The following is a 12,001-nucleotide window of genomic DNA, read 5'->3' as shown; positions in this document are numbered from 1 at the left end:
AAAGAGGTAACCTGTCATGAATTATTTGCGTTCAATGATTGGGAAAACGGTTGAGTTAGAAATTTCGGGAAACATTGAGCGTGTCGGGATCTTGATTGACTACGGCCTGGATATCGTCGTCGTTTACGACGGGGTTAATTATGTGTACATTCCATTTGGACATATTCAAAACGTCAGGCTTGTCGCAAATAAGTCCCAACAAATATCCGAACCCGATTATAACCGCTTGGAAGATGAAAACGACTTGTCTTACCGGAAAGTTTTGCAGGCATCAAAAGGGATGTTCGTCGAGATTTTTGTCGCCGGCAACCAGTCCATTCACGGTTATGTCACAAGTGTGCAAACCGATTATTTTGTCTTCTTTTCCCCCGTTCATAACACGTTGTTTATTCCGATGTTTCATCTCAAATGGCTCATTCCTTATCCCGAAAACCAATCGCCGTATACAATGGATAAAAAGGATTTGCCGGTTCATCCGACACAGGTCAAATTGTACAGAACATTTGAAGAGCAGTTGAAAAGTATGGAAGGGAAAATTGCCGTTTTCGATCTGGGAAGCAATCCTGATAAAATCGGACTGCTGAAAAGCACGAATCACCATTTAGCCGAACTGGTCGTTGCTGATCAAACGGCCATTTATTGGAACATTCATCATATCAAGATGGTGAATTTTCCGCATCTAAATTGAAGTGTCGGAAAGAAGCGGACGTTACCCGAAGAAAGGGTGACGTTGTTTTTTTTGTGGCAGGAAATGTATGATGGGGATAAGAAACGGGACGCGGATGGATGAAGTTGGCTGGTTGATGAAAGAGGTGTGAGGCATGATACTCGGCACTGGCATCGATCTGGTGGACATCCGTCGGATCGAAGCGGTTCTGTCCCGTCAAGGGGAACGCTTTGTCCGGCGGATTCTCACCCCCGCAGAAAGGGATACGTATCAAACTTACACGGGGCAGCGGCAGTTGCAGTACCTCGCCGGGCGGTTTGCCATCAAGGAGGCGGTGGCCAAGGCGATTGGCACCGGAATTGGCGCTTGGCTCGGCTGGCAGGATCTTGAGACTTCCCAGGAAGGGGGACGGCCGACTGTTTTCCTGTCGGAAGCGGCGAAAAGGCGATTGAATGGTTTTTTGTCCGCGCAAAAAGGGACGGGGGGAATCGGAGATGATGCGCCTGGAATGTGGGAGAGGCTCAGCATCCACGTCTCCCTTTCGCATGAACGGAATTACCTGGTTGCGCAAGCGGTGGCGGAGGCTTGTTCGGATGTCTGAGATTGCGCACATGCCGGGGCTTGTTCGCATATCTCAGGGGGCATGGACATATAGATGATAACGGCAAGGAGGGAAGATTGTGTATCTGGTGAGTGCGCAGGAGATGCGTCAGATGGATCGCCTGACGATGGAGGAACTGGGAATCCCTCCCGCCGTCTTGATGGAAAATGCGGGTGCTGCGCTGGCGCGTGAGATCCGGAGGCACTACCCGGATGTCCGCCGTGTGCTGGTGCTGGCCGGCGCGGGGAACAATGGCGGGGATGGCTTTGTGGCGGCCCGCTGGCTCGCCAACCAGGGTGTCAGTGTGACGCTTTGTTTTCTGGGCAGGGAGGAACGTCTGTCCGCAGAAAGCGCCTTGCATCTGAAGGTGTTGCAGCGGATGGGGGAGCATGTGCAGCGAGTCAGGGTAGTTTCCGAATCCGCCATGGACCTGGCCGCGTTGCGCCGCCATCTCGATGATGCCGAACTGGTGGTGGATGCCCTGTTTGGCGTCGGGCTGAACCGCCCCATCCAGGGAGACATGGCAGAGGTTATCCGATGGCTCAACGCTTCCCCTGCCATTGTTGTGGCGGCCGACATCCCCAGTGGCGTCAATGCGGATACCGGTGCGGTGGAAGGCATCGCCGTGCAAGCTGATTTGACGGTGACCTTTGCCTGTCCGAAGCGGGGGCACTACCTCTTTCCCGGCGCTGGATATCGCGGCCGGCTGGTGGTGGCTGACATCTCCATCCCGTCTTGGTTGGCGGAGCGTGCCGGTGTGCAGGGGAGGTTGTTGACCGAGGATCAGGTGGCCGGCTGGTTGCCTGTACGCAAAGCCCATTCCCATAAAGGGACGTACGGCCATGTCCTGGTCATCGGAGGTTCCCGGGAGATGGTCGGGGCGCCGGTTTTTGCCGCCTCCGCCGCCCTGGCCAGCGGCTCGGGGTATGTCACGCTGGCTGTGCCGGAGACGATTCTGGATCGGGTATCTGTCCTGGAGCCGGCTGCCCTCTTCTGGCCCTGGCCGGAAGAAGGGGGAAAGTTTGCTGCCGGACGGTGGCCATCGGATCTCGAGGTTCAGCTGGTGAATCGCCGTGTGACGGCGGTGGCGTTGGGACCGGGGACGGGGCGCCTGCACAGCGCCCGGGAGTGGCTGCGGGCCGTCTTGTCCTTGCCTGTTCCCTTGGTCGTGGACGCCGACGGACTGAACATGCTGGCCGCGCATCCGGATCTTCTCCGGCTGCGGCGAGCGTTGCCCACGGTCCTTACTCCCCATCCAGGTGAGATGGCACGCCTGTGCCAGACCACCGTGGCCGAGGTCGAGCGCCGGCGCTGGGAGGTTGCCTCCCGTTTTGCGGCAGAGCACGGCCTGTGTGTGGTCCTCAAGGGAACCTACACCGTCATTGCGCTGCCGGATGGAGCGGTGTATCTGAACCAGACAGGCTCGCCATCCCTGGCAAAAGCGGGTTCGGGCGATGTGCTGACAGGGATGATTGCCTCGTTCCTCGGCCAGGGACTGCCATTGGCGCCAGCTGTTTGTTCAGCCGTGTACCTGCATGGTCTGGCCGGTGAAAGGGCGGCCGTTCCCTCTCCCCACAGCAGCAAGCCGCAGTCCATCATCTCACAGATCGGTTCCGCCTTTGCCCAATTGCAAGGGCGCCCATCGTGACCGTCATCTGACCGCCTCCTGCTGTCCACAACATCCGACACATTTCCCGAATCAACGGGCGGGAATACCTGCCCAAAGCGGGGAAAGGGGATGATTGCATGCGACAGACAGTGAGGATAATCGCCATCGTTGTGGGTGCATTCCTGTTGTTGGCCGGGTGTGGCGGCAAATCGGCCGACGGCGTGGTTTCCGACTTGACCAAACGTACGGAGAAGCTGAAAAGCTACCATGCGACCGGGGTGCTTACCTTGCACACCTCGGAACAACCGCGGGTGTATCACGTGGAGGTTTCTTACAAGGAGCCACATTATTACCGGGTTTCCTTGAGCAACAAGGAGCAGGACATCAGTCAGATCATTTTGCGCAATGATGAAGGGGTTTTTGTGCTGACCCCCTCCGTCAACCGCAGCTTCCGTTTTCGCAGTGACTGGCCGAATTCCAATCCGCAACCCTATTTGTATGAGACGTTGGTGCAGGATATCATCAAGGACAAGGAACGCCGCTTTGAGAAAAAAGAGCACGCCTACGTGTTTGAGACCAAGACCAATTACCAGAACCGGACACTGGCCAGCCAACGGATTTGGCTGAACCCCAAGGATTACACGCCGTTGAAGGTGGAGGCGCTGGATTCCAGCGGCAATCTCCTGGTCGTGATGGAATTTGAGAAGTTCACGGCCAATGCGGAAGTGGACGCGAACGAGTTTCAATTGGAGAAAAACATGAGCCTGGGCACCGATAAGGAAGCGGTGCCGACAGCCTCAAAGGCGTCCGATAAAACGCGCAGTTTTGGCATCATTCTGCCCAAATATCTGCCGGAAGGTGTCAAGCTCAAGGAAGAGGCGGAAGTGATGAAGGGTGACAGCCGCGTCGTCATCCTGAAATATGACGGCGCCTACAAGTTTACCCTGCTGGAGCAGCGTCCGGAAGCGGCCACGGTTCATCTGCCATTTGGCGAGCCGGTGGACCTGGGACACTCCATTGGTGTGTTCATGAGCGGAGAGCAACAAACGCTGCAATGGATGACAGACGGGGTGGAGTATCAGCTGTCCGGGAACCTGCCGCTGGAGGAAATGATTCGTGTGGCCCAATCGGTTGCGGGCAGCGTTGGAAAATAATCGTCGGCATCACCGTCTCAAGAAGATGTCCCAACTTCGGTTTGCAAGCCAGGGGTGACCCTGGCTTTTCTGTTTGAGAGCCGTTTCCGGTTTTGTGGTAGACATTTGCCGCCTTTTTCGTTAGTCTCAAATCATAGGGGAGTGACCAGTGCCTCATGGAATCCAACGTAGTGTCTTCAAAAAAGCTTCGCTTTTTCCGGCCCGTGTGGGCTGAGGTAAGCCTGGAGGCAATCGTTCATAATATGCGGCAATTCCGCCGCCTCTATCCGGATAAACTGCTGATGGCTGTCGTCAAAGCCGATGCGTATGGACATGGCGCTGTTCCGGTGGCCAAAGCCGCCCTGGAGGCAGGAGCCGACTGGCTGGGGGTGGCCTTTGTGGAGGAGGCGCTGGAACTGCGCCAGGCCGGCGTGAAGGCGCCCATTTTGGTGTTGGGGACAACGCGCGAGGAGGAGGCCATTGAGGCAGCAGTGCGCCACGAACTGGCCTTGACCGTCTACGAGGAGGCCAACCTGTTGCAAATGGCGTCTTGCGCCGGCAAGATGGGCAAGCGGCTTACGGTTCATGTGAAGGCGGATACCGGGATGAACCGGATTGGCATCAAGGGAACGGAGAACGTCGTACGGCTGATTCAGTTGGCCGCTTCACGGCCCTGGATCGACGTGCAGGGGCTGTATACCCATTTTGCCACGGCGGATGAGGCAGAGAAGCGCTTTACCCGGCAGCAATACGAAACCTTTATGGCCATGGTGCGCGAGCTGGAGCGGCGCCGTTTAAAGCCGTCCATTCTTCATTGCGCCAACAGCGCAGCGGCGATCGATCTGCCGGATCTCGCGTCTGATATGCTGCGCATCGGAATCAGTTTGTATGGCATCTTCCCGTCACCGGAAGTTTCCCGCTCACGTCTGGTGTTAAAGCCTGCCATGCAATGGAAGACGCGGGTGGCGATGGTCAAAAGGGTACCTCAGGGCGAGACGATCAGTTACGGGGCCACTTATCAGGTTCAGGACACGGCGGAGTGGATTGCGACTCTGCCGGTCGGGTATGCCGATGGCTATTCCCGCCGGCTGTCCAATATCGGGGAGGTCCTGATCCGTGGGCGGCGCTGTCCGGTTGTCGGCCGGATATGTATGGATCAGCTGATGGTCCGGCTGCCGGAGGATTCCGGGATTGAGGAGGGGGACGAAGCGGTTTTGTTTGGCGAACAGGACGGAGAGGTTCTGCCTGTGGAGCAACTGGCTGACTGGCTGGATACGATCCCGTACGAGGTCCTGTGCATGGTGGGCAAGCGGGTGCCACGGGTGTATCGTTAGGGCCACCCGCCGTATCATTGCACCGGGCGGGGGTTGTGTGATAGAATCGACCTGGTGACAAAATGTTGACAGCGCAAGTGCAATGAAGCTGAGTTTTTCATGACAGGGTTGAAGGTGTTGGGGGTGCTTATGGTGTCCAATTCCAATCACACAAAACGGATCATGATCAGCTTGCCACAGAACCTCTTGAAAGAGGTGGATGGCCTGGTGAAACAAGAAAAGGTCAACCGCAGCGAACTGATTCGCCAGGCGATGCGGTTTTACCTCCAGGAGCGCAAAAAGCGGAACATCCGGGAAACGATGCAGAGGGGCTATATGGAAATGGCGCATATCAACCTCAACATGGCGGCTGAAGCATTTCCGGCGGAAGAGGAGGCCGACCACACTCTGGATCGTCTTGTAAGTGGGGTGTAAAACTTGGCCCCGACGCATGTCAAACGCGGAGATGTCTATTTTGCCGATTTATCTCCTGTGGTCGGATCGGAACAGGGGGGCGTCCGGCCGGTACTGGTGATTCAGAACGATATTGGAAACCGCTTTTCACCGACGGTGATCGTGGCGGCGATCACTGCCCAGATCCAAAAGGCCAAGCTGCCCACCCATGTGGAAATTGAAGCCAAGACGCATGGCTTTGATCGGGATTCGGTGATCCTGTTGGAACAAATCCGGACCATTGACAAGCAGCGGTTGACCGACAAGATCACCCACCTGGATCATGAAACGATGAGCAAGGTGGACGAGGCCCTGATGATCAGCCTGGGGCTTATTGACTTTTAAACGCTTTGCCGTTGAACGGCAGTTGAAATCGAGCGTTGAAATTGAACGGTGGCCATGTTATAATCAAATGGCCGGAGCAAGGTGAAAGGGATAGAAAGACACCGGTTTCATCGGCCTTTTAAGTGTATCGTAACTTCGTGGAGAGATACCCAAGAGGCTGAAGGGGACGGTTTGCTAAACCGTTAGTGGGCTCAAAGCCCAGCGAGGGTTCGAATCCCTCTCTCTCCGCCATATATAAGTACAACAAAGATGCCCGTGAGAGGCATCTTTTTTGTTTGCCTGCGGTATTCATCAATCAATATCCATTTACGTGTCCTTTACAGCGTGCGGCTTTTACGCGTTGGTTTTGTTCTTCCGGACGCCGGTTTTTTGCGGATTTGCCTGATCAGGGCCAGCAGGCTGATGGTGACAAGCAATGCGAGCTGAAACCCCAAATTGATGTAATACAAGTAATTTATCGCCAGCCAGTTGATGATGGAAAAACCGTCCGGTCGGGTGGCGACACCGAGGATGGTCAGGGTGATGAGCAGACCGGAGCTCACGAGGTGTGCGGGAACCCATTTCCTGCTTCGGAACGCGATGAGCAGCGCAAACGTTCCCAGGAGGAGAAACGCTAGTATCTTTGCCCAGCTGCCATAGGCCCAGAGCCAGATCAGGGGCAGCTCCACGCGATCGACGGTTTCGGTGAGACGAATCAGACGGACGGTGTTGTAGTCAGGCGCGTTATAGTAGGGAGCCAGATACGGGTTGAGAACCGTGATCACCTGTATCCGCGAGAAAGCCGCAAGCAGGATGCTGAGGCCCAACCCGGAAAGCAGCGCGCGAAGGGCTTTCGGCCGCTCTTCGACCAAGTGGAAGAGCAGGCACAGAGGAGCGGCCTGGAGAAAAAAGCTCAGGGCGATGGTACAACCCGTGAAAAATTGGGCCTCCTGGCCGATGGGCAGGAGCCACTCCAGATGGACCTGGCGTAACAGCATAATGGTGTAGACCGGTGGCAACAAAAAGACCAGAAGGGCGCAGATGGCGATGGCGCGTCCGCCCGCTTCGATGCCATACATCCCGCCCCAGGCTGTGAGGCAGAGCAGACCAACCAGAAAAACGCTCAGCGGGGTCATTGGCATCATATTGTTGTGCACAAATTCGCTGAAGCGAAGGAGGCTCCAGGCAGCGATCCCCCATGCCCAGAGACCGGCGAGAAGGTGAACACCCCGCCAAACGGTTATTCCCGGGAGGTGGGATAAGGTGTCCAAGGAGGATGCAGGCTTCGGAAGATAGCGGATCACCCGTGTTCCAAGCCAGCCAATGAGCAAGACGGCAGCCATTCCCCCGAGCAGCGTCGCCAGCCAGCTGTCCCGTCCGGCCACCGCCATCAAAGGATAGGGGTAATGGGAGTCGGCATAAAAGATGCCGCTGCCGATGAAAAAGAACAGCCTCGGAGAGATCCGCATCGTCTGAAGGTCCGGGGATTGGTTCACACTTTTCCTCCTCTCAATTCAGACAGGGGTTTTTGGCTTTGCCCTTTCTCCCGCAAATGGACGATCACCTGGATGTCGATCGGCAGTTGCGGATAGATCTGATCCCACTTGGCGATGTGCTTTCGGTAGTAATCCGGGGCGAACCGGTAGACCGCTTCGCCGGTGTCCAGGATGTCTGCCTTGAGCCGCTTCGACTTCTCCAATGTCTGGCGGATGATGCGCCTGATCTCTTGTTCCTGCGCTTTTTGCAGGTCGCGAATGATATGTGGCGTCGAATGAATCTTATTGCTGCCGGCCGTTGTGTTGGCAAAGCGGGTTTTCATATTCACTTCCAGCTTGATGCGCAACTGGCCGTTTTTAAAGTAGGGGCGGATGCGGCTTTTGTTCTGGGTGGTTTCAAAAACCACCTTTTCCCCCTTGTAGTCGATGGGGAAAGTGGCGTTGTTGGGCAATCCGCGGGCCAAATAATAGCCGATGGTCTCTTCCGGTTCCAGCCAGCCGAGAAACCTGTAATCCCGTACCACGCCACTGCCGTACAGCACGGGGACCGGTTTGTCGTGTAAATCGTGAACAATCTCCCCTCGTGCCGCGACACAGGTATAGGACGGGGAGGCTGCGCTGATGAACAGATCATGCAGGGTGGCCTGGGCGGCCATCCCGGTGCGGGGCTGCTCGGCGATGATGCCATAGATCTCCTCGCCCAAGACATCTTCCAGCTCGGGCTGGCTTTCGATGAAGGTTTTGGCGCGAGTCGGTGCAAAAATGACGTAGGCGGAAGCGCGGATTTCCGTCATCGAGAACAGCCAGTCACCGATGGCACGAAAGGCCTCTTCTTCCAGCCCCGAACCGAAGACAAAGGTTTGGCAGTGTTTCCAGGTCAGCTGGTTGGAAGAACGCGTCCGGAGCGTCTCAATGGCATTGAAGACGGTGGTGCTCTTGGCAGAAGCCTTCCATTCTTTCATCTGCGTGGAGCCTCCCTGCCCTTTGACCGGTTCGATGGCGCTGAGTGTCACTTCGTACATGTTTTCGTCGCGATGGTAGTCAAATCCGGTGGAGATCACGATCCCGATCCGGTTCAATTCGATGCCATCCCAGCAGCCGCTCAAGAAAATCGCAGGCAACCATACGCCACCGATCAATAGAATTTTTTTCCAATTCATTCTTCCCGTCTCCTCGGATCGCTCCAGGTTGGTCCCGGCTTGCCGTATCGCTTTTGATTCCTTTCGACAATCGTCGGATTCCGCTTCGGTATGCTGAACATCGGGAACCGCCAGAACAAGTCTTTCCACTTGGACAAAATGGTCGGGGTCAAGGGCGCCAGATAAGGGATGCCAAAGGAACGCAGATGGGACAGATGAATGAGCAGTGCCAAGGTGCCGAACAACACGCCATACATTCCCAGTGTGGCGCTGAGGAACATCATCGGAAAGCGCAGCAGCCGGATGCTGATGCCGGACTCAAAGACAGGAATGGTAAATCCGGCAATCCCCGTAATGGCCACCACCACCACCATCGCCTGGGAGACCAGCCCGGCCTGCACGGCCGCCTCGCCGATGATCAGGGCGCCGACGATCGAGATGGCTTGGCCGACTTGGCGCGGCAGACGGATCCCCGCTTCCCGCAATGATTCGATGGCCACTTCCATCAGCAGGGCCTCTACCAGGGCAGGAAAGGGGACTCCTTCACGGGTAGAAGCCAGGTTGATCAGCAGAGGTGTAGGCAGCGCCTCGATGTGGTAGGTGGTCAGGGCGATGTAGACCGACGGACCGAGGAGGGCGATCGCCACGTTGAAGAAGCGCAAGATGCGCAACGCGGTGACGAAGGTGAAGTGATGGTAGTAATCTTCCACCGTGACATAACCATCGATGAGCAGGTTTGGCACAATCAGGACATAGGGAGAGCCGCTAATGGCGATTACCACTTTTCCATGGTTGAGCTCAAAAGCGGCGCGATCCGGCCGTTCGGTGGACAGCATCTGCGGAAACGGGGAATAGGGGTGGTCGGAAATGAATTCCTGGATTTTGTTTCCTTCGCTGATAAAATCAATATCCAGTTTATCCAGGCGCCGAATCACTTCTTGGAGCACATCCTCGTTGACGATGTTTTCCAGATAAAGCAGGCAGACGCGTGTCTGGCTGATCTGACCGATGATGTATTGCTTGACTTTCAGCTCCGGGACAGGCAGTCGGCGCCGAACTTGTGACAAGATGGTCTCCAGGTTCTCCGTGAACGCCTCGTCGGGACCGCGGACGACGATCTCCCTTTCCGGCGGGGAGATGGTCCGGGTTTCAAATCCTTGCGCCTCGGCCAGGATGGCTTGATCCTCGCCGTCAATCAGGAGGAGGACATGGCCGACCGGGAGCTTCAGGACAATTTCCTGCCAGCTTGAGACGCAAAAGGTGTTGGCCACCTGAATGCACTGGAGAACCGCATGGGTGGTCAGGCGGGACGAATGGCCGGTATCAGGGCTTTGGATCAATTGAAGCAGCGGACCTAGAATGTCCCGATCGATGGTGGTTCGGTCGGCCATCCCTTTAAAGAAGGCAATGGAACTTTTTGGGGTCTGGGAAAGCGGACGCACCACCAGATCGTCGCAACCTTTGAAGATTTCCTTTAACTGCCGCAGATTCTCCTCCAATGAGGAAGTGATGTTCAGGGACTGGAAATCAGAAGCGGGTGGATTTGGCGATGGGGGTTGGGATGGCGCTGACGGCGGAACGCCGGTGCGGTAGCCGGCAGGGTGTTGGCGCGAGGACGCCTTTTTTTTGTTTCTGCCGAAGATTCGCATGCGTGCATCCACTCCTTTGCGGAACGCTCCTGCAACATTCAAAGTCTCTTCAATCTGCGGCGGACGGGGGAGGCGGGCGGTGCCGGATCGGCGATGTAGGGAAGGGAGGTGATTTCGGCCACTTCTTTTTGCCAGGCCACCAGATCCTTTCGATTGACTTCGGCCAGGGAGGTTTTTCCCAGCGCGCGGATGCCGATTTCGATTTCTTCGGCGCAACTGGAGAGGAAGTTGGCGATGCTGCTTGCTCCCCGCTCCGCGTCAAACAGATGGGTCAGGCTGCCGTCGGCAAAGCTCAGCTCGGTCGGCGGTTCGAAGGGGATCGCGCCGACAATCTGATCGTGCACCGCCGCAAAGAGGAGCGGCGTGCCCAGATAGACCGCGCTGGCTCCGAGGGCCATGGCTTTGAGCATGTCTCCCGGTGTGCGCAAGCCCCCGGAGATGATGATGTCGATATCTGTTCGCTTTTGTTCCTCCAGAAAACGGACAGCCCTGACCAGTGCGGCCAGCGTGGGCAAGCCGAAGTCATCCACCAGAATGGCAGGCGAGTCATGCGTGCCTCCTTGCGCGCCGTCCAGCACGATCACGTCCACGCCTGCTTCGATGGCCAGCATCATTTCCCGCTCCAGATGATGGGTGGCGGCCAGCTTTAGGGCGATGGGGGCGCCGCCGCTGATGCTGCGCAGGTGCTTGACCAGCTGTTTCAAACCGCGGACGTTGTGGATACCCGGGATGCCAGCGGGGATGTACAGCTGCGAAGCATGCATGTTAGAAGCTCCCAAATCGGCCAGGATCTCCGGCGTAAGGTGGCTATGTTCCAGGACGGTACCCAGACCGCCAGTCGCCCCTTGTCCGTAACGGATCTCAATCATGTCCGCCTGCGCCAGTTGTTCCTCGCTGGGTTTCCAGGGCGCGCCGTGAAGCTGGACGATCAGCTTGTGAGCCAGTGAGCGTACCTCGGGCACGTACGGCCCCTGACCGGTGTTGCAGGCGGTTCCGGCCATGGCCGTTCCCTTGGCGATGGCCAACAGGACCTCCTTGCTCAGTGCCACGCCGTATCCCATGGCACTGGAGAGCATGGGCATCTTGAGATGTAACGGCCGTTTACAGTTGCGGCCCAGGGTGATACTGATGTCTACCTTCTCCTGCTCTTGCCTTGTTTGCCGCTCCAGTTGCGCAGGTGTGAAGAGCAGCCCGTCGAAGTGCGGGTAGTGGCGATGGGTTCCGATGGGTTTCAGCAAAGCCCGCCCTTCGGCGCAGCGCAATTCGTTTTCAATCGTGTGCTGAACGCCGTGACGGCGCATCGCATTAAAACCTTCCAGCAAGTTTTCCACATATTGATCGGTGAAAAGGCGTCTGACAAACCGGTCAAAGTACCAATTGAAGAGGGGACGCCAGAGCACGAGAAACAAGAGAAAAAAAACGGTTGCTGTCAGCAGGGAGCTGCCCAGTACGAGGAAGAGTTGTGTCCACATGATGCCAACACCTGCAGTTCACCTTTTTTTCTTAATGTGAACACTTTTTCCCAGAGTATGTAGGAAAGAGCTGTAGGAAGGAGAAGTCGGAGGGGAAACGAAAAAACGGGCTGTCCCGTCAGCGGGAGATGCGGATTGGGACAGC

General features: G+C 56.6%; 11 protein-coding genes and 1 tRNA gene. 8 read left to right on the top strand and 4 right to left on the bottom strand.

Annotated elements, in window-relative coordinates; translation table 11 throughout:
• Nucleotides 1-16: 16 nt before the first annotated feature.
• The 8 genes from BAA01_15935 (at nucleotide 17) to BAA01_15900 (ending at nucleotide 6,352) form a co-directional block, all read left to right on the top strand.
• Nucleotides 17-688 carry a DUF2642 domain-containing protein gene (locus BAA01_15935; protein OUM90335.1) on the top strand — a complete coding sequence of 224 codons (672 nt, stop codon included), beginning with the start codon at nucleotides 17-19 and terminating at the stop codon, nucleotides 686-688.
• Between the two features lie 133 nt (nucleotides 689-821).
• Nucleotides 822-1,268: a holo-[acyl-carrier-protein] synthase gene (locus BAA01_15930; GenBank protein ID OUM90334.1), complete on the top strand. Its 447-nt coding sequence runs from the start codon at nucleotides 822-824 to the stop codon at nucleotides 1,266-1,268.
• A gap of 79 nt (nucleotides 1,269-1,347) precedes the next feature.
• Nucleotides 1,348-2,916, top strand: a complete 1,569-nt coding sequence (locus tag BAA01_15925) for a hypothetical protein (protein ID OUM90333.1) — start codon at nucleotides 1,348-1,350, stop codon at nucleotides 2,914-2,916.
• A gap of 98 nt (nucleotides 2,917-3,014) precedes the next feature.
• Nucleotides 3,015-4,031, top strand: a complete 1,017-nt coding sequence (locus BAA01_15920; GenBank protein OUM90332.1) for a hypothetical protein — start codon at nucleotides 3,015-3,017, stop codon at nucleotides 4,029-4,031.
• A 155-nt stretch (nucleotides 4,032-4,186) separates the two neighbouring features.
• A complete protein-coding gene (locus BAA01_15915) occupies nucleotides 4,187-5,344 on the top strand; it encodes an alanine racemase (protein ID OUM90331.1) in 1,158 nt (385 codons plus the stop codon).
• A 132-nt stretch (nucleotides 5,345-5,476) separates the two neighbouring features.
• Nucleotides 5,477-5,758 (top strand): antitoxin, encoded by a 282-nt coding sequence (locus tag BAA01_15910; protein OUM90408.1) that lies wholly within the window; start codon nucleotides 5,477-5,479, stop codon nucleotides 5,756-5,758.
• 3 nt (nucleotides 5,759-5,761) lie between these two features.
• Nucleotides 5,762-6,121: a PemK family transcriptional regulator gene (locus tag BAA01_15905; GenBank protein OUM90330.1), complete on the top strand. Its 360-nt coding sequence runs from the start codon at nucleotides 5,762-5,764 to the stop codon at nucleotides 6,119-6,121.
• Nucleotides 6,122-6,260: 139 nt separating this feature from the next.
• A tRNA-Ser gene (locus BAA01_15900) sits at nucleotides 6,261-6,352 on the top strand.
• An 86-nt stretch (nucleotides 6,353-6,438) separates the two neighbouring features.
• Here BAA01_15900 and BAA01_15895 read toward each other — a convergent pair.
• The 4 genes from BAA01_15895 to BAA01_15880 all read right to left on the bottom strand — a co-directional run bounded on the left by BAA01_15895 (nucleotide 6,439) and on the right by BAA01_15880 (nucleotide 11,856).
• Nucleotides 6,439-7,596, bottom strand: a complete 1,158-nt coding sequence (locus BAA01_15895; protein OUM90329.1) for a hypothetical protein — start codon at nucleotides 7,594-7,596, stop codon at nucleotides 6,439-6,441.
• Nucleotides 7,593-8,756 carry a hypothetical protein gene (locus BAA01_15890; GenBank protein ID OUM90328.1) on the bottom strand — a complete coding sequence of 388 codons (1,164 nt, stop codon included), beginning with the start codon at nucleotides 8,754-8,756 and terminating at the stop codon, nucleotides 7,593-7,595. Before BAA01_15890 ends, BAA01_15895 begins: the two co-directional genes overlap by 4 nt.
• The gene (locus BAA01_15885; GenBank protein OUM90407.1) at nucleotides 8,753-10,252 is read right to left on the bottom strand and encodes a hypothetical protein; all 1,500 of its coding nucleotides are present in this window, start codon (nucleotides 10,250-10,252) and stop codon (nucleotides 8,753-8,755) included. Before BAA01_15885 ends, BAA01_15890 begins: the two co-directional genes overlap by 4 nt.
• 170 nt (nucleotides 10,253-10,422) lie before the next feature.
• A complete protein-coding gene (locus tag BAA01_15880; GenBank protein ID OUM90327.1) occupies nucleotides 10,423-11,856 on the bottom strand; it encodes a hypothetical protein in 1,434 nt (477 codons plus the stop codon).
• Between the last annotated feature and the right edge of the window lie 145 nt (nucleotides 11,857-12,001).

Origin of the sequence: Bacillus thermozeamaize, from assembly GCA_002159075.1 — a bacterium.
Lineage (GTDB): Bacteria > Bacillota > Bacilli > ZCTH02-B2 > ZCTH02-B2 > Bacillus_BB > Bacillus_BB thermozeamaize.
Note: the sequence above shows the minus strand (reverse complement) of the source record. Positions and strands in the feature narration are given on the sequence as shown.